This is a genomic window from Micrococcus sp. IITD107, from assembly GCF_041927415.1.
GTDB lineage: Bacteria > Actinomycetota > Actinomycetes > Actinomycetales > Micrococcaceae > Citricoccus > Citricoccus terreus.
In genome coordinates, this window is the sequence record NZ_JBHFFN010000002.1 from 356,169 (window position 1) to 378,116 (window position 21,948).

A 21,948-nucleotide genomic window follows, 5' to 3' on the forward strand; every position below is an offset into this window, starting at 1 on the left:
TGTGGACTGCGGTGTCTGGGGTCAGCTGTCCGAGGTGGCGTCGGTGCCGCCGGTGGTGGACTCGGTGACCACGCCGTTGACGACCTGATCGATCATCTGGGGCAGGCTGTTCAGTCCGTAGCCGACGACGTACCAGTTGGTCGGATCCAGCTTGATGATGTCCCCGTTGCGGGCGGCGTTGGTGCCGTTGACCAGATCGTTGTCCAGGACAGCGTCGGCGGCCTGACCGCCCTCGCCGGTGGCGGCATCGCGGTCGATCACGAACAGCAGGTCGGGGTTGGTCTCGGCGATGTACTCGAAGGAGATGGACTCACCGTGGGCGCCTTCGGCCTTGACGTCGGCGGCGGTGGGGACGCCCAGCAGGTCGTGGATCAGACCGAAGCGGGAGCCGGCACCGTAGGCGGTGACCTCACCGGCGGAGGTGAGCACGATCAGTCCGTTGCCCTGGTCGGCCTCCTTGATGGTGGCCTTGGCGTCCTCGATCTTGCCCTCGAGGCCCTTGAGCTTGCCCTCCACGGCCTCGGTCTTGCCGAAGATGGTGCCGATGACCTTGGCATTGGCCTCGAAGGACTCCAACGGGTTCGTCATGTCCACGGCGAGGTTCACAGTGGGGGCGATCTTGGAGAGCTCTCCGTAGGCCTCAGCGGTGCGGCCGGAGGTGATGATCAGGTCCGGGCCAGCGGTGGCGATGGTCTCGAAGTCCGGCTCCTTCATGGCGCCGATCTTCTCTGCACCCTCAGCGATCCCCTGCAGGGACTCGGGGTACTGGGCCTCGGGAACGCCGGCCGGCTTCACGCCGATCGCGTTCATGGTGTCCATCACGCCCAGGTCGAAGACGAAGACCTTCTCCGGGTTGGCCGGGACCTCGGTGGTGCCTTGGGCGTGGTCCACGGTGAAGGTTCCGTTGCCGTTGTCCTGCACGGTGGCGGCCTTGCCCGGGGGGCGGCTCTCGCCGGAGGCGGCGGGGGCAGAGGAGCTGCTCGAGGCGCCGGCGCTGGTGGACTCGCCGCCTGAACCGTTGGATGCGGTTCCGCCGCAGGCGGACAGGGTGACCAGCGCGGTCAGACCGAGGAAGGCCATCAGCATCATGCGCCAGCGGGCGAAGCGGCCCACGGGGGCAGAGGTGCGGGTGAAGGACACGGGGTCTCCAGTCGAGTCGGGGAGCAGATGCTCCGTGTGCTCACCGGACACAGTCCTCCGCGCACCGAGTGCACCGGTGCTCCGCTGGGGGTCTGGCCGAATAAGCGAACGAGTATGTTGCGTTATTGAAGCCTCGAGGTCTCAGCGTAGAGGTAAGCCTTACCTAACCGCAAGCGAAAGGGCTCAATACGAACATATTTCGTGCGCTAATGACGTGCGGCTTGGCGCGCGTTGATGAGGAGCCGGGCACCGTCGCCGTCCGTCAGTGGGGCAGATGCGGCCAGATGGCCACCAGGATCGAGAAAGACGAATGACGCCTCGAGGGTCGACCCAGGGCCGTCCCGCCACACCTCTGGCACTCACCTTGACCGAGTGCTAAGCGCGCGCCTAGAGTCATTTCTGGCACTCCGGGCGACCGGGTGCCAAGCCTGAAGGACCTGCCATCCGGCACCCGCGACGACGGTTGGTCAGCCTCCGGCGCACAACAGATTCCCAGTTCTCCGGCCCGCCCCGCACGCCTGGGCGGCCGGCCATCAGATACGAAGGAGAGCGCAGACATGTCTGTCTCCATCAAGCCCCTCGAGGATCGCATTGTTGTCCGTCCGCTGGAAGCCGAGCAGACCACCGCTTCCGGCCTGGTCATCCCGGACACCGCGAAGGAGAAGCCCCAGGAGGGCCAGGTCGTGGCCGTGGGCCCCGGCCGCGTCGACGACAACGGCAACCGCGTCCCCGTGGATGTCTCCGAGGGCGACGTGGTCCTCTACTCCAAGTACGGCGGCACCGAGGTGAAGGTCTCCGGCGAGGAGTACCTGGTCCTCTCCGCCCGCGACGTGCTGGCCATCGTCACCAAGTGACCCTGGTCTCTGACCGCACCTGACGCCCCAGGCCCGGCCGGCCATCTCACTGGCCGGGCCTGCGCGCGTCTCCCGCCGTCGTCGGGACGCCTGTGCTGAACAGCGTTCACGACGACGGCCCCCACACCTGAACTTTTCATCTCACCGAGAGGAGCGTCGAGACTATGGCCAAGCAGTTGGCATTCAACGACGACGCACGCCGAGCCCTGCAGGCCGGCATCGACAAGCTGGCGGACACCGTCAAGGTCACCCTGGGCCCCAAGGGCCGTAACGTGGTCCTGGACAAGGCCTGGGGCGCACCCACCATCACCAACGACGGTGTGACCATCGCCCGTGACATCGAGCTGGACGACCCGTACGAGAACATGGGCGCTCAGCTGGCCAAGGAAGTGGCCACCAAGACCAACGACGTGGCCGGCGACGGCACCACCACCGCCACCGTGCTGGCCCAGGCCCTGGTCAACGAGGGCATGCGTCTGGTGGCCGCCGGTGCCGCCCCCAGCGAGGTCAAGAAGGGCATCGAGGTGGCCGTGGCCGCCGTTGAGCGCCGCCTGGGCGAGAACGCCCGCGACGTCGAGGGCCAGCAGGTCGCCCACGTGGCCGCCATCTCCGCCCAGTCCGACGAGGTCGGAGAGCTGCTCGCCCGCGCCTTCGACACCGTGGGCACCGACGGCGTGATCACCATCGAGGAGTCCTCCACCACCAGCACCGAGCTGGAGGTCACCGAGGGCATGCAGTTCGACAAGGGCTACCTCTCCCCGTACATGGTCACCGACGCCGAGCGTCAGGAGGCTGTGCTGGAGAACCCCTACATCCTGCTGAACTCCGGCAAGATCTCCTCCGTGCAGGAGTTCCTGCCGCTGCTGGAGAAGGTCCTGCAGGAGTCCAAGCCGCTGTTCATCATCGCTGAGGATGTGGAGGGCGAGGCGCTGTCCACCCTGGTGGTCAACAAGATCCGCGGCACCCTGTCCGCCGTGGCCGTGAAGGCACCGGGCTTCGGCGACCGCCGCAAGGCCATGATGCAGGACATCGCCGTGCTCACCGGTGCACAGGTGGTCTCCCCGGACCTGGGCATGAAGCTGGACCAGGTGGGCCTGGAGGTCCTGGGCACCGCACGCCGCGTGACCATCACCAAGGACTCCACCACGATCGTGGAGGGCGCCGGCTCGGCCGACGAGGTCGCCGCCCGCGTCTCCCAGATCAAGGCCGAGTCCGAGGCCACCGACTCCGAGTGGGACCGCGAGAAGCTGCAGGAGCGCCTGGCCAAGCTGGCCGGCGGCGTGGGCGTCATCAAGGTCGGCGCCGCCACCGAGGTGGAGCTCAAGGAGCGCAAGCACCGCATCGAGGACGCCGTCTCCTCCACGCGTGCCGCACTGGAGGAGGGCATCGTGGCCGGTGGTGGCACCGCGCTGATCAACGCCCTGTCCGTGCTGGACGAGGACTCCGACGTGCAGGCGCTCCAGGGCGATGCCGCAGCAGCCGTGGGCGTGGTCCGCAAGGCCCTGGTCCAGCCGCTGCGCTGGATTGCCCAGAACGCCGGCGAGGACGGCTACGTGGTGGCCGAGAAGGTCAAGGGCATGGAGGCCAACCACGGCTTCAACGCCAAGACCGGCGTGTACGGCGACCTGCTCGCCGACGGCGTGGTCGACCCCGTCAAGGTCACCCGCTCCGCGCTGGCCAACGCCGCCTCGATCGCCGCCCTGGTCCTGACCACCGAGACCCTGGTGGCGGACAAGAAGGACGACGAGGACGAGGACTGACGAGTCTGATCGGTTGAGCTCGGCTGAGCTGAGCTGAGACCGTCCGAAGGCCCCGGCCCCTGCGACTGTGCAGGGGACCGGGGCCTTCGTCCTGTTGGGACTGTCCTGATGTTGATCCAGAAACAGTGGTGAGCATCAGAGCTGATGCCCGCCACTGCTTCTGGCTGACGACGGCGTGGCCGGGAATGGGTTGCAGGAGTCGTCGAGCATTGGAACTAGGTTGCACGAATTGGCGTACAGACGGCTCGGGAGCGACAGGTGATGCCACAGAGACTGTAGATCCGACGAATGGTGCGACTCAGTCCGGATCAGGCCAGGGCGCTGAGGTACGTCTCAGTGATCCGACGTTGGGCCAGCCGCGCTACGGGAGAGCCGAGCCGGGACCACCAGGTGGCCGGACGGGAGAACGCCGTGATGGACAGCTCCACGGTGCCGTCCGGGTGCAGCTCCAGCCATCCTCGCCCCGGCCCAACTCCCGCACGCTCGGGTTGCCCCCATGGCGAGCCAGAAGCAGTGGTGGCCATCGTGGCTGACGGTCACCGCTGCTTCTGGTTCAACGAGAAACCCGGCCTCAGGCCCGGGGCGAGGCGTCAGGCTCGGGGGAGGGGCCGTCGCCGGGAAGGCTGGTGTCTCCCTTAGCCTCGCTCCGGCCGTCCTCCACGTACTCACCCGTGGCGTAGTCGTACTCCACCGGGTTGCCGTCCTCATCCGTGCGGGCGTACCACTCGGTGACATCCTCCGCGGTGGAGTCGAAGTCCGCACCCGTGGCGAACTCGCTGTTCTCGTGCGTGGGGACGATCGCCAGGGCGAAGTTGTCGCCCTCCTGGGCCACGCCACGCTTCACCGCCTTCTCCAGCGCCCACTTCTCGTACTGGTCGCGGATGGCCAGGGGGTCGTTGCGCAGCTCCTTCACCAGGGCGATGCACATCAGCAGGATGATCACCGCGAACGGCAGTGCGGTCACCGTGATCAGGTTCTGCAGGCCCTGCAGGGAGGAGTCACCTCCGGTCAGCAGCATCACCACGGCGATACCGGCCATGCAGATCGCCCAGAACGCGGTGACCAGACGGTTGGGGTTCGGGTTGCCGCCCTGGGAGAGCTGGGAGTTGACCAGTGAGGCGGAGTCGGCGGTGGTGATGAAAAAGATGGCCAGGATCCCGATCACCAGCGGGGCGATGATGTTCGCGCCGGGCAGCAGGTCCAGCACCGCGTAGAAGATCTCGGCCGGGGCCGGCAGGGAGTCCGCCGTGCCGTCCGGGGCGAGCTGGCCGGTCTGCTGCTGCAGCCAGATGGCGGTGCCGCCGAGCATGGTGAAGGCCAGGATGATGATGGTCGAGGGGATGAACAGCACGCCGAGCACGAACTGCTTGATGGTGCGTCCGCGCGAGATCTTGGCCACGAACACGCCCACGAACGGCGCCCAGCTCACCCACCACGCCCAATAGAAGGTCGTCCAGGAGGAGAGGAACGCCTGCATCTCCTCGCCCTGGGCCATGTTGGCGCTGAGCATCTCCGGCATGGAGCTGACGTAGTCCATGATCACGCCCGGCACCACGTTCATCAGGAACGCCGTGGGGCCGACCACGAAGAAGAACACGGCCAGGCCCACCGAGAGCACCATGTTGATGTTGGAGAGCTTGCGGATGCCCTTGGCCACCCCGGAGACCGCCGAGATGATGGTGCCGATGGTCAGCACCACGATGATCACGATCGCCACGGTGTTGCCCGTGGGCGTCCAGCCGGAGACGATCTCCACGCCGCGTCCGATCTGCAGCGCGCCGATCCCCAGCGAGGAGGCCGTGCCGAACAGGGTGGCGATGATGGCCAGGCCGTCGATGGTGCGCGCGCCCAGCGAGGTGGACTTGCCGCCGAACAGCGGTGCCAGGATCGAGCTCATCAGCGGCACCCGGCCGCGGCGGTAGGACACGTACGCCACCGCCAGCCCGACGATCGCGTAGAACGCCCACGCGTTGAAGCCCCAGTGCATGGCGGCCTGGGCCATCGCGCCCGTGATCGCCTCCATGGACGCCGGCTCATACGCACCCGGCCGCGGGGAGAGATAGTAGGTGAGCGGCTCGAACGGGCCGAAGAAGATGATGCCGATGCCGATCCCCGCCGCGAACAGCATGGCCGCCCACGAAGCGGTGGAGTACTCCGGCTTCTCATCGTCCAGTCCCAGCGGGATCCGCCCGTAGCGCGAGAACGCCAGGATCAGCAGCAGCACGATCAGCCCCGCCGCCATGGACGTGAAGATCCACCCGAGGTTGGTCATCACCCAGGTCAGCGCTGCTGAGGAGACCTCGAGCACGGTGTCCGGCTGGGTGACACCCCAGATCACGAAGCCGATGATCAGCAGCCCGACGACGGCCACGATCGGCACGTCGATGCGGTACCTGACCTTCTGGTCCTCGATGGAGACGCCCGGAACCAGTGCGGGGTGGATGTCATGCGGGTAGTTGACCTCGCGGATGAACCTGCGCAGCCGGGTCTGACCCGGAGTGCGGGTGGATCCTGATCCGGCGGGCGAGGTGGACTCTGATGAGGACGGCGGTGGGGTGCTCATGCTCATCCACTATGAACCGACCTGGGAGGATGCGCCACTTGAACCGGACGGGAGCTGCGCCGGCTCCGACACCGTTCGTGTGACAGATCCACGGGCGTGCGGGACTGATGCGGTCACACGAACAGGGACGAGAGATCCCGGCTGTCACACGAAGGGGGACCGGCCTCCCGGCGAGGGGTGGAGCGCCCGCAGATGCCACGACCCCCTTCCCGGGACAGCTCACGGCTCCGGAGAGCGGGAGAGTGTCCCGAGACGGGGGTCGATGCGCAGGGCGACTGCGCCGAGTCGGCCGGACGAGCCGGCCTCGGGGTCAGCGCCGGGTGGAGTCCACCGACTCGCGGTCGGCGCCGGCGCCCGGACCCGTGGCCGAGGCGACCGTGTCCGCGGCGGTGCGGGAGGCGTCGTCGTAGGCCTGGTCCGGGGTGGAGGACTCCACGGTGCCCAGCCGCTCGTCCATCTCCTCCGGGGAGATCGCCATCAGGTCCTCGGTGCGCTCGGCGTGGTACCGGTCCACGTCCAGGATGCCCTCCTGCTTGGACACCAGTGTGGGGACCAGTGCCTGGCCGGCCACGTTCACGGCGGTGCGGCCCATGTCCACGATCGGGTCCACCGCCAGCAGCAGGCCCACGCCCTCCAGGGGCAGACCCAGGGTGGACAGGGTCAGGGTGAGCATCACGGTGGCGCCGGTGGTGCCCGCGGTGGCGGCCGAGCCGAGCACCGAGACCATGATGATCAGCAGGTAGTCGCCGATCGAGAGGTCGATCCCGAAGAACTGGGCCACGAACATCGCCGCGATGGCCGGGTAGATCGCCGCGCAGCCGTCCATCTTGGTGGTGGCGCCCAGCGGGACGGCGAAGGCCGCGTAGCCGCGGGGCACACCGAAGCTGTACTCGGTCACACGCTGGGTGACCGGCAGGGTGCCGATCGACGAGCGGGAGACGAAGCCGAGCTGGAACGCCGGCCAGATGCCGGAGAAGAACTTGCGGACGGACAGGCCGTGCAGGCGGGCCAGCAGCGGGTAGACCACCAGGAACACCAGGGCCAGGCCCACGTAGATGGCCACCACGAACTTGGCCAGCGAACCCATGGTGGTCCAGCCGTAGGAGGCCACGGCGTTGCCCAGCAGACCCACGGTGCCGATCGGGGCGATCCGGATGATCCACCACAGCACCTTCTGGATGATCTCCAGCGCCGAGCGGGAGAAGCTCAGGAACGGCTCGGCCTTGGCGCCCACCTTCAGAGCGGCGACGCCGACGGCGATCGAGATGACCAGGACCTGCAGCACGTTGAACGAGACCGAGGTGGAGGCCGAGCCGTCCTCCAGGGTGGTGGAGGCGGACAGGCCCAGGAAGTTGGAGGGGACCAGGCCCTGGATGAACGCCAGCCAGTCGCCGGTGCGTCCCTCATAGGCGCCCGGGGCCTCCTGTCCGGTGCCCACGCCGGGCTGGAACACCGCGCCCAGTCCGATGCCGATCAGCACTGCGATCAGCGAGGTGATGGCGAACCACAGCAGGGTCTTCCACGCCAGACGGGCAGCGTTGGTCACCTGCGCCAGGTTCGCGATCGAGGCCACCACCGCGAAGAACACCAGCGGGATCACCGCGGCGCGCAGCAGGGAGACGTAGGAGGAGCCGATGATCTGCAGCGTGGTGCCCAGGCCGTTCGGGGTCTCCGAGGTGTGCCCGGTGTTCCGGGCCACCAGGCCCAGGATCACGCCGAGCACCAGGGCGATCAGGATCTGCACGCCGAAGTTCGTCATCCACGCTGGGAGGCGCCGCTCGGAGCGGGAGGAGGGGGCCGTCGTCGGGCTGGAGGGAGCCGGGGAGGCACCTGAGGTGCGGTTGGTAGAAGTCACCCGGAGACTGTAGGAGTGCACTACCACGACGACGGAATCAGGTTTCGCAGTGTGACGCGGCTGTGACGTGGGGCATGTGATGTGGGTCGTCGTGGGGGAGAGGGCCCGGACGTAGACTGTCTGCACCCCCGATGCACTGATGTCGCACTGCGGTGCACTGTGACGCACTGAAAGGTCTCCGCCTGTGAGCGCTCCGAACAACGGCCCCTCCACCGAGCCTGTGGCCACCTCCCATGATCCCTTCGGCTTCACCGGCCTGACCTATGACGACGTCCTGCTGCTGCCCAACGCCACGGACGTGATCCCCGCCGACGCGGACACCGCCACCCAGTTCACCCGCCGGATCCGGCTGAACATCCCCGTGGTCTCGGCGGCCATGGACACCGTGACGGAGGCCCCGCTGGCGATCGCCCTGGCCCGTCAGGGCGGCATGGGCATCATCCACCGCAACCTCTCGATCGAGGACCAGGCGGCGGAGGTGGACCGGGTCAAGCGCTCCGAGTCCGGCATGATCTCCGACCCGGTGACCATCAGCCCGGACGCCACCCTGGCCGAGCTGGACGAGCTGTGCGCCACCTACCGGGTCTCCGGACTGCCCGTGGTGGACGAGCAGATGACCCTGCTGGGCATCATCACCAACCGCGACACCCGCTTCATCCCGCACGAGGAGTGGGCCACCCGCACCGTGCACTCGGCCATGACCCCCATGCCGCTGATCACCGGACGCGAGGGGATCTCCCGTGAGGAGACCGTGGAGCTGTTCTCCAAGCACCGGATCGAGAAGCTGCCCCTGGTGGACCGCAAGAACCGGCTCAAGGGCCTGATCACGGTCAAGGACTTCGACAAGGCGGAGAAGTACCCTGAGGCGGCCAAGGACGAGGAGGGTCGCCTGCGCGTGGGCGGTGCGGTGGGCTTCTTCGGCGACGGCTGGGAGCGGGCCATGCAGCTGGTCGAGGCCGGCGTGGACGTGCTGGTGGTGGACACCGCCAACGGGCACACGCACGGCGTGCTGGACATGATCGCCCGGCTGAAGAAGGAGAAGCTGGCCAAGCACGTGGATGTGATCGGCGGCCAGGCCGCGACCTATGCCGGGGCCAAGGCGATCGTGGATGCCGGCGCCGACGCCGTGAAGGTGGGCGTGGGACCGGGCTCGATCTGCACCACCCGGGTGGTGGCCGGTGTGGGCGTCCCGCAGATCACCGCGATCTACGAGTCGGCCAAGGCCACCATTCCGGCCGGCATCCCGCTGATCGCCGACGGCGGCCTGCAGCACTCCGGCGACATCGGCAAGGCGCTGGTGGCCGGTGCCGACTCCGTGATGCTCGGGTCCCTGCTGGCCGGCACCGCCGAGTCCCCGGGCGATCTGGTGTTCTACCAGGGCAAGCAGTTCAAGGCCTACCGCGGCATGGGCTCCCTGGGCGCCATGCAGACCCGTAACGGACAGCGCTCCTTCTCCAAGGACCGCTACTTCCAGGCCGATGTGCCCAGCGAGGACAAGCTGATCCCGGAGGGCATTGAGGGTCAGGTGCCCTACCGCGGACCGGTGGCCTCGGTGGTGCACCAGCTGGTGGGCGGACTGCGCCAGACCATGTTCTACACGGGAGCGCCGACCATCGCGGACCTCAAGCAGAACGGCCGTTTCGTGCGCATCACCCCGGCCGGGCTGAAGGAGTCCCACCCGCACGACATCATGATGACCGTGGAGGCTCCGAACTACCGGAGCCGCTGAGACTAGGCTGGAACAGTGAGCATGCAGATCGAGATCGGCCGCGGCAAGCGGGCACGGCAGGCGTACGCCTTGGACGACATCGCCGTGGTCCCCACCCGGCGCACCCGCGACCCGGAAGACGTGTCCCTGTCCTGGCAGATCGACGCCTTCACCTTCGACGCCCCCGTGATCGGGGCGCCCATGGACTCGGTGATGAGCCCGGACACGGCCATCGTGTTGGGCCGGATGGGCGGCATGGGCGTGCTGAACCTCGAGGGCCTGTGGACCCGGTATGAGGATCCCTCACCCCTGCTGGAGGAGATCGCTCATCTGGAGTCGGCCAACTACTCCCCGGAGAACACCCGGCGGCTGCAGGAGATCTACTCCGCCCCGGTGCAGGCCGAGCTGATCACCGAGCGCCTGGCACAGATCCGGGAGGCCGGCGTGGTGGTGGCCGGTGCCCTGACCCCGCAGCACACCCAACAGTTCTACAAGACCGTTCTGGCCGCCGGCGTGGACATGTTCGTCATCCGCGGCACCACCGTCTCCGCCGAGCACGTCTCGGAGACCCAGGAGCCCCTGGACCTGAAGAAGTTCATCTACGAGCTGGACGTCCCGGTGATCGTGGGCGGCGCGGCAGGCTACACCCCGGCGCTGCACCTGATGCGCACCGGTGCAGCCGGCGTGCTGGTCGGCTTCGGCGGCGGTGCCTCCTCCACCACGCGCCGAGCCCTGGGCATCCGCGTCCCCATGGCCACGGCCATCTCGGACATCGCCGAGGCCCGGCGGGACTACATGGATGAGTCCGGCGGACGCTATGTGCACGTGATCGCCGACGGCGGTCTGGGCACCTCGGGGGACATCATCAAGGCCCTGGCCATGGGTGCCGACGCCGTCATGCTCGGCGCCGCCCTGGCCCGCGCGGAAGAGGCCCCGGGCAGGGGCTGGCACTGGGGTGGCGAGGCAGCACACCCGGAGATGCCCCGCGGCGACCGCACCTACGTGGGCACCGTCGGCAGCATGCAGGAGGTCATGTGGGGCCCTGGCCACCACACCAACGGCGCTTCCAACCTGATGGGTGCACTGAAGCGGGCCATGGCCACCACCGGCTACACCGACGTCAAGGACTTCCAGAAGGTCGAGGTCCTGGTGGCCCCTGACTCACGGTCCCACCGAGCCTGACCCCGAACCGGAGCAGCACCGCCCCATGAGCCAGCCTCACCCCAGCACCACGCATCACCTCGAGGCGCCGGGGTCGCCGAGCCCGGCCTCCCGCCGCCGCGCCCTGGAGCGACTGCGCGCCACCACCCAGGAGCATCCCCTGGACGTGCTGGTGATCGGTGGAGGAGTGGTCGGGGCCGGAGCGGCCCTGGACGCCACCACACGGGGGCTCTCCACTGCGCTGGTGGAGGCCACCGACTACGGCTGGGGCACCTCCTCCCGGTCCTCCAAGCTGGTCCATGGCGGCCTGCGCTACCTGGAGATGCTGGACTTCCCCCTGGTCCACGAGGCCCTGCAGGAGCGCGGCCGACTCATCGAGGTCATCGCCCCGCACCTGGTCGGCGCCGTCCCCTTCCTGTACCCGCTCACCAAGGCGTGGGAGCGTCCTTACGTGGGGGCCGGCGTCGCGCTGTACGACTCCCTGGCCGTGGGCCGCACCGGACATCTGCCCCTGCACAAGCACCTGGGCCGCGGAGCCGTGGCCAGGATCGCGCCGGGCCTGAAGCCGGACGCCTTCCTCGGCGCCGTCCGCTACTTCGACGCCCAGGTGGACGACGCCCGCCTGGTGATCGAACTGGTCCGCACCGCCGCCTCCCACGGAGCCTGGTGCGCCTCGCGGGCAGAGGTGACCGCGTACCTGGGCACCGGCGCGGGCGGCCGGGACGGTGTGACCGGAGTGGAGGTCAGGGACCGTGAGACGGGGGAGCTGATCACCGTCCACGCGCGGCAGGTCATCAACGCCACCGGGGCGTGGACCGGCAGGATCCCGCTGCGCGGACCCCACGGAGATGACGCCCCGCTGACCGAGGGCATGCCGCATGTCACCGCCGCCAAGGGCATCCACGTGGTGGTCCGCCGCGAGCGGTTCGCCTCGGAGGCCGGTCTGATCCTGCGCACGGAGAAATCGGTGCTCTTCGTCATCCCGTGGGGCCGGCACTGGATCGTGGGCACCACGGACACGCCGTGGCAGTACGGGCCGGACCGCCCGGCGGCCACCTCCGAAGACATCGACTACCTGCTCGAACGCGTCAACACCGTGCTGCGCGCGCCCCTGCGTCGCGAGGACATCGTGGGCGTGTACGCCGGCCTGCGTCCTCTGGTCACTCCTTCCCAGTCCACTCAGAAGGACCGTCCCGACGACGGCCACGCGCCGTCCGCGGCGGCGGCACCGACGACGGAGGACGAGGGAGAGGGGGAGAGCGAGTCCGGAGATGCCGAGGACCGCGGCGAACAGCCTGCCACCGCCACCGCCAAGGTCTCCCGTGAGCACGTGGTCGCCCATCCGCTGCCGGGGCTGACGATGGTGGCCGGCGGCAAGCTCACCACTTACCGGGTGATGGCCGCTGATGCGGTGGACGGTGCGGTGGGGCATCGGACGGCCCCTGGCATGGGCGTGCTCACCGGTCAGGAGCAGTCCGGTGCGGAGTCCGGGATCCCCGAGTCCTGCACGGCCGAGCTGCCGCTGCACGGCGCCCAGGGATGGACCCCCACACGCCATCGGCGCCGTGTGCTGGCCGCCGAGCACGGACTTGGTCTGGACACGGTGGACGCGCTGCTGCATCGGTACGGCTCCGAGGCACCCGAGGTGATGGCGCTGGCCGCGGCGGATGATGCTCTGCGTGCTGGACTGCCGGGGCTGGACGGTCACCTGGGAGCCGAAGTGGTCCATGCCGTGTCCCGGGAGGGTGCTCGGACCGTGCAGGACGTGCTGGCCCGTCGGATCCGCGCGGTGTTCGAGGCCGACGACTCCGGTGAGGCCGCCGCCCCGCACGTCGCCCGCCTGATGGCGCCTCTGCTGGGATGGGACGACGAACGCGAAGCCGCTGAGGTGCGTCGGTTCCAGCGGTACTCCCAGGCCCAGCGCCGCACCCTGGACGCCGTCACCGATGCCCAGGCCCACCGACTGCTCGTCGAGGCCGCCGAGACCTCCGTGCGGGACGTGCAGCGAGGCGGACTGCCCACCGAGGCCAGTTCTACGCCCCGTAGAGAAACCACGTAGGCTGGACCGGTGCTTCGTACCGCTCTGAAACCCGTGTGGCTGCTGGCGCTGCTGTTCGCGCTGGCTGTCTCTGCGGTGTTCGTGGGGCTGAGCAAATGGCAGTTCGACGCCGCCGAGTCCACCGCGCCTCCACCCCTGACCCAGACCGAGACCCCCGTCGCACTCACCGAGCACTTCGCGCCCGAACGCCCCATGATGGGCACCGAGGCTGACCAGGTGGTGGTGGCCACGGGGCAGTTCCTGGCCGACCGTGAGGTGTTTGTGCAGGACCGGCTGCGGGAGGGCGCGAACGGCTACTGGGTGGTCACCGCCCTCACCGTGGACGGCGCACCGGGCGGGGAGGTCATCCCGGTGGTGCGCGGCTGGACCCAGGACCTGGGCCGCAGCGATCCCGCGCCGGAGGGGACCGTGGAGGTCACCGGGCGCCTGCTGCCGGCCGAGGGGCCCTTCGCCGGAGGAACGCACACCCAGGACGGGCGCACCGTCACCACCACCGTGGCGACCTCCGAACTGATCAATCTCTGGGACGCCCCGGCCTACTCCGGCTTCGTCTCGGCCTTCACCGTGGTGCCCGCCGCACAGTTCTCCACCCTCGAGCAGGTGGCGGCCGGGACTCCGGCGGAGCAGATCGCCGAGGCCCGTCAGGCGCAGGACATCGGCGCCCATGCGGACGGGGCCCAGCTGGAGCCGGTCTGGGTGGGACCGCAGCCTCAGGAGACCGAGGTCGTGTGGATGAACATCTTCTACGCGATCGAGTGGGTGGTCTTCGCCGCCTTCGCCCTCTACCTGTGGTGGCGGTTCGTCCGAGATGACTTCCTGCGCGAGCAGCGCGAACGGGAACTGGACCGTGAGTGGGCCGAACGGTGGCGCGACGAGGAGCTGGCGCGCCGCCGCGAGCAGGCCCGGCAGGAGAAGGAGCGGGCACTCGCCGAGTTCGAGCGGTTCCACCGGCGCCGTGAACGAGAGGCCGTCGTCGCCGCTCGGCGGGCCCATGTGGCCGAGACCAGAGACACCCAGACCAGCACCGGCAGCGGTTCAGCCGGACCGACCACCCCGCCCGCCCCCGAGGAGGACGCGTGACCCAGCAGCCCCATCAGCCCCATCAGTCCGACGGCTCCGAGCAGCGGATCACCCTGAACGGTGAGGACATCCCCGCCGAGGCTGGCAGCACGCGCCCGCCCGTGGACCCGGAGACCCTGCCGGACCCGGAGGACATCACCGAGGCGGACCTGCCGGCGCCTCCACCGCGGCCGGGCCGGGAGAAGCGTCGTTTCGCCGGAACCCACGCCCAGATCCGCGGGGCCCTGGGCTTCTTCAAGGTGGCCGCGTGGGTCACCGGCATCATGCTGCTGCTGCTGGTGATCGAGATGATCGCCAAGTACGGCTTCGGCAATGAGCTCTACGCTGGCGGCACCACGGCCACCGGCGCGGAGAACACCCTGTCCTTCCAGCCGGAGGACTCCGTGCTGGACGGCTTCAACCTCTCGATCGCCGTGCTGATCGCCCACGGCTGGATGTATGTGGTGTACCTGGTGGCCGCGTTCCGTCTCTGGACCCTGATGCGCTGGCCGGCCATGAATCTGTTCGTGATCGCCCTGGGCGGAGTGGTCCCGTTCCTGTCCTTCATCGTGGAGCACCGCGTGCACCGCCAGACCCTGCAGGAGCTGGCTGAGCATCCGGAGGCCGTCAGACGGTACTGACCGAGGACTCCGGCGGCCCCGGGCGATCCGGGATCCGCTGACGGCCCAGCCGCAGTGCGGCCAGCAGCGCCACGATCACCACGGCGGCCAGCAGCACCGAGAGCCCGGCATAGCCCAGGGACCCCATGATGACCCCGGCCAGCACCGAGGTCAGGGCACCGGACAGGGACATCACCGCGTCCGAGAATCCCTGGGCCGGAACGCGGTCCTGTGGTTCCAGGGCCGCCACCAGGAGGGTGGAGCCGGCCACGGTCACCGCGGACCAGCCCAGCCCGAGCAGGATCAGCCCCGCCACCACAGCGGCGTGGAACTGAGGGAGCAGCGCGGTCAGCCCGGTCGCCGCCAGCAGCAGGGACAGCCCCCCGACGACGGTCCTCACCGCGCCCCATCGGTCCGCCAGGGTTCCCATCACGGGGGAGAGGGCGTACATCCCAGCCACGTGCAGGGACAGGGTGAACCCGATCAGCACCACCACATCAGGGTGGGCGTGCAGCTGCTGACTGGTCAGCCCAGCCTCGTGCTGGATGTGCAGCGGGGTCATGGACATCAGCCCCACCATCACGCCGTGGGCGGCCACCACGCTGAGCACGGCGGCCACCGCCCGGGGATGCGGACGCACGGCGGCCCAACCCTCTCCCCACCGGTCGATCCCGAAGGGGAGCCGGCGCCGTGGTGCACCGCCCACCGGATGATCCATCCCGGACTCACGGTCCAGGTCCCGGCGCACCAGCAGCGGATCCGGACGCAGGCCGATCAGGATGATCAGCCAGCCCACCAGCATGCCGGCCGCCGAGATCAGGAACGGTCCTGCGTGGGAGGGAATGCCCAGGGCAGTGGACAGGACCGCTCCCGGTCCCACCAGGTTCGGTCCCAGCACCGCGCCCACGGTGACCGCCCAGACCACCACGGACAGGGCCCGCCCGCGACGCTCGGGCTCGGCCAGATCGGTCACGGCGAAGCGCGCCTGCAGGTTCACGGCCGCGCCGAAGCCCACCAGGAACGCCCCCACCAGCAGCAGGGGGAAGACCCGGGTGAAGACAGCGGCCACCATCACCGCCTGGCCGACCAGTCCGGCGGCGAGGCCCGCCGAGAGGGAGACCCGCCGCCCCCGGTCCAGGGCCAGCTGGGCCAGGGGGATGGAGATCAGGGCCGAGCCCAGGGTCATCGCGGTGTTCACCAGTCCGGCCGTGGCCTCGGTCCCGGAGAGGTCCACCGCCAGGATCGACCCGAGGGAGAGCGTCGCGCCGTTGCCCAGCCCGGAGAACACCTGCGCCGTCCCGAGCACTCGCACCGCGCGGGACTGGACCTGGCGGGAGGTGAGGTCACGGGGAGGGGGAGAGGCCATGCTCGGGATCGTACCGTCGTCGGGCCGCTGGGCGATCTGGACTATTCTTGGCAGGTGACTTCCACCTCCCCTGAGCAGGCCGCTGAGACCGCCGACAACCCGCAGATCGCCGCTGACTTCCCCACCGTGCTGGTGGTGGACTTCGGGGCGCAGTACGCCCAGCTGATCGCCCGCCGGGTCCGCGAGGCGGACGTGTACTCCGAAGTGGTCCCGCACACCCTCTCCGCGGAGGAGATCCTGGCTCGCAACCCGGCCGCGCTGATCCTCTCCGGCGGCCCGTCCTCGGTGTACTCCGAGGACGCGCCTCGACTGGACCCGGCACTGCTGGAGGCCGGCGTGCCCGTGCTGGGCCTGTGCTACGGCTTCCAGTCGATCGCCCAGGCACTGGGCGGCACGGTGGCCCGCACCGGTTCCCGCGAGTACGGCTCCACTCGGCTGGAGGCCATCGACTCCACCTGCACCCTGTTCGCCGGTCAGGACGTGGACCAGGTGGTGTGGATGAGCCACGGGGACGCCGTGACCGACGCCCCGGAAGGCTTCGCCGTCACCGCCAGCACCCCGGGTGCTCCCGTCGCCGCCTTCGAGGACCCTGAGCGCCGGATCTTCGGCGTGCAGTGGCACCCGGAGGTGGGCCACTCCCAGTACGGCCAGCGCGTGATTGAGCGGTTCCTGCGCGAGGGCGCAGGGCTGGACCGCAGCTGGACCACCGCCAATGTGATCGAGGAGCAGGTGGCACTGATCCGCGAGCAGATCGGCCAGCACCGGGCCATCTGCGGCCTCTCCGGCGGCGTGGACTCCGCGGTGGCCGCGGCGCTGGTCCAGCGGGCCGTCGGGGACCAGCTGACCTGTGTGTACGTCAACCACGGACTGATGCGTCAGGACGAGTCCGAGGAGATCGAGAAGGCCTTCGGCAAGGCCACCGGCGGCGCCCGGCTGGTCATGGTGGACGCCGAGGACGTGTTCCTGGAGGCGCTGGCCGGGGTGACCGACCCGGAGACCAAGCGCAAGATCATCGGCGAGAAGTTCATCCGCACCTTCGAGAAGGCCCAGGCGGACATCGTCGCCGAGTCCCGCAATGACCCGAACGCCCAGGATGTGAAGTTCCTGGTGCAGGGCACCCTCTACCCGGACGTCGTGGAGTCCGGCGGGGGCGAGGGCACCGCGAACATCAAGAGCCACCACAATGTGGGCGGGCTCCCGGAGGACATCGAGTTCGAGCTCTGCGAGCCCCTGCGTGCCCTGTTCAAGGACGAGGTCCGTGCGGTGGGCGCCCAGCTGGGCCTGCCGGAGGAGATCGTCCAGCGCCAGCCCTTCCCCGGCCCCGGTCTGGGCATCCGCATCATCGGCGAGGTGACCAAGGAGCGCCTGGACCTGCTGCGCCAGGCCGACGCCATCGTGCGCGCCGAGCTCACCTCGGCCGGACTGGACCAGGAGATCTGGCAGTGCCCCGTGGTGCTGCTCGCCGATGTCCGCTCGGTGGGCGTCCAGGGCGATGGTCGCACCTATGGCCACCCCGTGGTGCTGCGGCCCGTGACCAGTGAGGATGCCATGACCGCCGACTGGGCCAAGGTGCCCTATGACGTGCTCTCGCGCATCTCCAACCGGATCACCAATGAGGTGGACGGGATCAACCGGGTGGTGCTGGACGTGACCAGCAAGCCCCCGGGAACCATCGAGTGGGAGTGACTCCACGGTGTTCGTGTGCCCCTGGCCTGGCCTTGGGTAGCGTGATGACCACGTGTGGGCGGCGTCAGCCGCAGAGGAAAGGACAGCTGTGACCGATCAGGAGCGCACCTCGGCGGACGAGCGAGCTGAGGGCCGTGAGCCGGACCGAGGACGGCAGGCGGGTCGGCCGCAGAGCACCTCGGCGGATTTCCTGACCGATCTGAGCGACCCCCAGGGTCCCGACGATGGCGCCTCCACCCTGCACCGTCCCAGCTTCTCTGCGTGGCTGGGTTCGCTGGGTTCGGGCTCGGAGAACGACACGATGCTGCGGTTCGCCCCGTCGGTGGCCAACAGCGTGGACATCAGCCACGCGCATCCCTCCGGTCTGGTGCAGTTCATGGCCGGTCGGCGCACCCGCCTGTCCACCCTTCTGCGGACCCCTGAGGGGTTCGCCGCCTCCCGGGGCACCGCCCGCCAGCTGCGCGGCAAGATCCAGGAGCTGGCTGAGGACCGTGGCGTGGACGTGGGCTACGTGGCGGCCGGTCTGGCCACCTGGCGGATCGTCGAGGAGGGGCGCTCCACCCAGTTCTCGGCACCGGTCCTGCTGGCTCGGATCTCCTTGACCCTGCGCCAGGAACAGGACGACTACGAACTCCAGATGAGCGAGCGCGCCCGGCTCAATCCCGCGCTGGTCCGCTTCTTCCGGGACCGGTTCGGGATCGCCTTGGATACCGTGGACTACCGCAACGCCGCCTACGCCACGGCCAAGTTCGAGCCGATGCCGGCCCTGGAGCTGCTGCGCCACCAGGGCCAGGAGATCCGCGGACTCGTCGTGGAGAACCGGCTGCTGGTCTCCACCTTCGCCGACCTGGCGGACACCGCCTCGGTGGATGTGGTGGACTCCACGCACCCGGTGGTCTCGGCGCTGTATGACGCCCACACCGGGATGGTGCCGCGCCGGGAGGAGCTGGTCGAGACCGGCCTGCCGCCCCTGGACGAGCGCCATCCGCGGGACGAGACCTTGGTGCTGGATGCCGATGCCTCCCAGCAGCGGGTGCTGGACCAGATCGGCACCGGCCAGTCCCTGGTGGTGAACACCCCTCCAGGCACCGGTCAGACGCAGACGGCGGCCAACGCCGCGGCGCAGCTGGCCTCCGCGGGCAAGCGGGTGCTGGTGGTCGCCGAGCGCACCGCCACCCTGGATGACTTCAAGGCCCGGCTGGGCTCGGTGGGCCTGGACTCCATGGTCCTGGACCTGCCGGCCGGCGGCGGTCCGGAGAACGTCCGGCGTCAGCTCGTCGAGGCCCTGCTGCGCACCGAGCGTGCCACAGAGCCGGCCGTGAGCCGTGTGCAGTCCACGGTGGTGGAGCGCCGCCACCGGCTGACCGACCATGTCCGCAGCCTGCACTCCGTCCGGGAACGGTGGGGATGCTCCCCGTTCCAGGCCATGCAGTCCCTGGCCGCCCTGACCGCTCTGCCCACCCCGCCCTCCACCACCGTGCGGCTGAAGCGATCGGTGCTGGACTCCACCGTGAATCGGGAGCAGACCGCTTCCAAGCTGGTCCGTGCCGGTGAGCTGGGGTCCTTCTCACGCTCCTCCACGGAGAGCCCCTGGTACGGCGCCCGGCTGCGCAATGTGCAGGAGACGGAGGAGGCCTACGGTCTGGCTGAGGACCTGGCTGCATCCGTGCCGGCCCTCCAGGCCAAGCTGGATCAGGCCACGGCCCAGGCCCAGATCTCCACCGGAACCACCTTCAGCCAGTGGGTGCGTCAGATCCGGCTGCTCACCGATGTGCGCACCAGTCTGGACCGCTTCACCCCGGACATCTTCGATCGGCCGGTGACCGACCTGATCTCGGCCACGGCGTCCGGGGCCTGGCGCAAGCAGCACGGGGTGGAGATGTCCTCCATGACCCGCTCCCGTCTGCGCCGGGTCGCCAAGGAGTACATCCGTCCGGGCGTGACGATCCCGGACCTGCATGAGTCTCTGGTGGCCGTGCAGGACCAGCGTGCCCAGTGGTCCCAGTGGGCCACCTCTCAGCGTCATCCTGCCGTGCCCTCCGGGCTGGAGGCCCTGGCCTCCCAGGGCGCTGAGGTCGCCGCTGCCATGCACCGACTCCAGGGCATGCTCGCCGAGCCGCAGGATCCGGACCAGAAGCTGGAGAACCTGCCTGCCGACCAGCTGCGGGCCACCCTGGACCGTCTGGTCCAGGACCGGGAGACCCTGGCGACCCTGCCCGAACGGACCCTGGTCAACGATCAGCTGCGCGAGCACGGTCTGGCCGATCTGATGACGGACCTGCGGCGCCGAGAGGTCCCCACCGAGAGGCTGACCTCCGAGCTGGAGCTGGCCTGGTGGCAGTCCGCGCTGGAGGCGATGATCTCCGGGGACGACTACCTGGCGATGGTGGACGGTGAGGCCCTGCGGCGGCTCGAGTCCGAGTACCGACTCGCGGACGCCGCCCACCTGGAGACCGGTGGAGCCCGCCTGCGGTGGACCTTGGCCGAGCGCTGGAACCAGGGCACCAGCCAGTTCCGTGCCTCCGCCCGTGCGCTGAAGTCGCTGCTGAAGGACGGCAGCCCGGATGCGGACTCCCTGGCGCGTCTGGACCACGAGCTGCTGCAGTCGCTCGTGCCGGTCTGGACCACCTCGCCGTTGGCCCTGGCCGAGTTCTCCGGAGAGCTGCGCTTCGACACCGTGCTGCTGCTGGACGCCGAGTCGCTGGCCCTGGTCACCGCCCTGGGCGCGATCAGCCGGGCCGACCAGGTCGTGGCCTTCGGCGACGACGTCTCCGGATCGCCCCAGCCCTTCCACGTCTCGGTGGATCCCACCGCCACCATCGAGGGACCGCGCGAGGTCGAGTCCGTCTACGCGGCGCTCTCTGAGGTGCTCCCGGCCCTCGGCCAGACCGTCATGCACCGTGGCCTGGATCGCCGTCTGACTCGGCTGCTGGCCGGACAGCTCTACGAGGGGCGGCTGGACATGCTGCCGCTGGCCAGCGAGCTGACCGGCTCAGACCGTCCAGTCCGGGTGGAGTTCCTGCCCGGCGGAACCGGCATGCCCGGGGCGGGCGACGAAGGAGTGGAGAGCACCACCACCGAGGTCAACAAGACCGTCGACCTGGTGTTCGAGCACATCCAGCGCCGTCCGCAGGAGTCCCTGGCGGTCATCACTGCCAGCCCGCTCCACGCACGCCGGGTCGCCGAGGCCATCCGGCTGAACCTGCCCAATAACCCCTGGGCCACCCCGTTCTTCTCCCGTGCCCAGGAGCCCTTCGTGGTGGCTCCCATGGCCCGGGCCCGCGGACTGGTGCGTGACCAGGTGATCTTCACCCTCGGCTACGGCCGCACCCCGCACGGGCGGGTGGTGCACCACTTCGGTCCGCTCTCCGAGCCGGGCGGCCGTGAGCTGTACGCCACGGCCATGACCCGGGCCCGGCATCGGCTGCACGTGCTCAGCTGCATCCACCCGGAGGACATCGATCCGCAGCGCCTGGGCGGGGGAGCGCTGGACTTCTACGGGCTGCTGCACACCTACCTCAAGGACGCTCGCCCGCAGGGCGCCGACTCCGCACGCGATCCGCTCGTGGCCGACCTGGCCCACCGACTTGCCCAGCGTCACGGGACCGTCATCCCGGACTTCGCCGGATCGGTGGACCTGGCGGCCTGGAACCCCCTGGGCATGCCGTCCTGGGACGGCCAGAGTGCCGGTGAACCCGCGGTTCCGGTGGCACTGCTCTCGGACGGATCGGACCAGTACCGCTCGATGAGCGTGCGTGAGCGCTCGCGTCAGCGTCCGGACCAGCTGGAGCGCAACGGCTGGCGGTACCTGCCGATGTGGACGATCGACGTGTTCTCGGATCCGGCCGGCTGTGCCAGCACGGTCGCCTCCTACCTGGGGCTGCCGGCCGCCGGTGAGGGGCCTGGCGGGGATGCCGCGGCCTTCGGTCCCGACGAGGACGAGGTCACCCCCGTGGACACCGCTGGACTGGAGCGCTCCTCGATCAGCGGCCTGGACGATGACGCCCAGGCCGAACCTGATCACCCGGGAGATCAGGCTGAGGAGCAGATGCACGCGGACGAGCTGTTCGACGGGCAGGACCGTGACGAGCGCTGAGCCCACACCGGGACCGGGAAC

Annotated in this window: 14 protein-coding genes; 9 read left to right on the forward strand and 5 right to left on the reverse strand. The window is 69.5% G+C overall.

Annotated features, from left to right (window positions below):
* Positions 1 to 21 precede the first annotated feature (21 nt).
* Positions 22 to 1,140, reverse strand: a complete 1,119-nt coding sequence (locus ACEXHE_RS06025) for a siderophore ABC transporter substrate-binding protein (protein WP_374785081.1) — start codon at positions 1,138 to 1,140, stop codon at positions 22 to 24.
* 557 nt (positions 1,141 to 1,697) lie between these two features.
* Here ACEXHE_RS06025 and groES point away from each other — a divergent pair.
* Both groES and groL read left to right on the forward strand, forming a co-directional pair.
* The gene (gene groES / locus ACEXHE_RS06030; RefSeq protein ID WP_091693059.1) at positions 1,698 to 1,994 is read left to right on the forward strand and encodes a co-chaperone GroES; all 297 of its coding nucleotides are present in this window, start codon (positions 1,698 to 1,700) and stop codon (positions 1,992 to 1,994) included.
* A gap of 164 nt (positions 1,995 to 2,158) precedes the next feature.
* Positions 2,159 to 3,754: a chaperonin GroEL gene (gene groL / locus ACEXHE_RS06035; RefSeq protein ID WP_374785082.1), complete on the forward strand. Its 1,596-nt coding sequence runs from the start codon at positions 2,159 to 2,161 to the stop codon at positions 3,752 to 3,754.
* Between the two features lie 308 nt (positions 3,755 to 4,062).
* On the opposite strand, the gene ACEXHE_RS06040 is transcribed toward groL, so the two are convergent.
* From ACEXHE_RS06040 to ACEXHE_RS06050, 3 genes are all read right to left on the reverse strand, one after another.
* Positions 4,063 to 4,278, reverse strand: coding sequence for a DUF1990 domain-containing protein (locus ACEXHE_RS06040; protein ID WP_260060811.1), 216 nt, complete (start codon positions 4,276 to 4,278; stop codon positions 4,063 to 4,065).
* Positions 4,279 to 4,325: 47 nt separating this feature from the next.
* Positions 4,326 to 6,323, reverse strand: coding sequence for a BCCT family transporter (locus ACEXHE_RS06045; RefSeq protein ID WP_374785083.1), 1,998 nt, complete (start codon positions 6,321 to 6,323; stop codon positions 4,326 to 4,328).
* Between the two features lie 304 nt (positions 6,324 to 6,627).
* The gene (locus ACEXHE_RS06050) at positions 6,628 to 8,076 is read right to left on the reverse strand and encodes a dicarboxylate/amino acid:cation symporter (protein WP_374785253.1); all 1,449 of its coding nucleotides are present in this window, start codon (positions 8,074 to 8,076) and stop codon (positions 6,628 to 6,630) included.
* 280 nt (positions 8,077 to 8,356) lie between these two features.
* On the opposite strand from ACEXHE_RS06050, the gene guaB reads away from it, so the two are divergent.
* The 5 genes from guaB to ACEXHE_RS06075 all read left to right on the forward strand — a co-directional run bounded on the left by guaB (position 8,357) and on the right by ACEXHE_RS06075 (position 14,800).
* On the forward strand, positions 8,357 to 9,901 hold the full coding sequence (gene guaB / locus ACEXHE_RS06055) for an IMP dehydrogenase (protein WP_091693070.1): 1,545 nt from the start codon (positions 8,357 to 8,359) through the stop codon (positions 9,899 to 9,901).
* Between the two features lie 15 nt (positions 9,902 to 9,916).
* Complete coding sequence (locus tag ACEXHE_RS06060) at positions 9,917 to 11,062, forward strand: GuaB3 family IMP dehydrogenase-related protein (protein ID WP_374785084.1); 1,146 nt, start codon at positions 9,917 to 9,919, stop codon at positions 11,060 to 11,062.
* 25 nt (positions 11,063 to 11,087) lie between these two features.
* Entirely contained in the window at positions 11,088 to 13,100 is a 2,013-nt protein-coding gene (locus ACEXHE_RS06065) for a glycerol-3-phosphate dehydrogenase/oxidase (RefSeq protein ID WP_374785085.1), read from the forward strand.
* A 9-nt stretch (positions 13,101 to 13,109) separates the two neighbouring features.
* Complete coding sequence (locus ACEXHE_RS06070) at positions 13,110 to 14,180, forward strand: SURF1 family cytochrome oxidase biogenesis protein (RefSeq protein WP_374785086.1); 1,071 nt, start codon at positions 13,110 to 13,112, stop codon at positions 14,178 to 14,180.
* A 116-nt stretch (positions 14,181 to 14,296) separates the two neighbouring features.
* Positions 14,297 to 14,800, forward strand: a complete 504-nt coding sequence (locus ACEXHE_RS06075; RefSeq protein WP_374785254.1) for a DUF3817 domain-containing protein — start codon at positions 14,297 to 14,299, stop codon at positions 14,798 to 14,800.
* On the opposite strand, the gene ACEXHE_RS06080 is transcribed toward ACEXHE_RS06075, so the two are convergent.
* The gene (locus ACEXHE_RS06080; protein ID WP_374785087.1) at positions 14,787 to 16,145 is read right to left on the reverse strand and encodes an MFS transporter; all 1,359 of its coding nucleotides are present in this window, start codon (positions 16,143 to 16,145) and stop codon (positions 14,787 to 14,789) included. The two genes, ACEXHE_RS06075 and ACEXHE_RS06080, sit on opposite strands and share 14 nt — an antisense overlap.
* A gap of 105 nt (positions 16,146 to 16,250) precedes the next feature.
* On the opposite strand from ACEXHE_RS06080, the gene guaA reads away from it, so the two are divergent.
* Both guaA and ACEXHE_RS06090 read left to right on the forward strand, forming a co-directional pair.
* Entirely contained in the window at positions 16,251 to 17,831 is a 1,581-nt protein-coding gene (guaA, locus tag ACEXHE_RS06085; RefSeq protein WP_374785255.1) for a glutamine-hydrolyzing GMP synthase, read from the forward strand.
* A gap of 88 nt (positions 17,832 to 17,919) precedes the next feature.
* Positions 17,920 to 21,927, forward strand: a complete 4,008-nt coding sequence (locus tag ACEXHE_RS06090; protein WP_374785088.1) for a DEAD/DEAH box helicase — start codon at positions 17,920 to 17,922, stop codon at positions 21,925 to 21,927.
* The last annotated feature ends 21 nt before the right edge of the window (positions 21,928 to 21,948 follow it).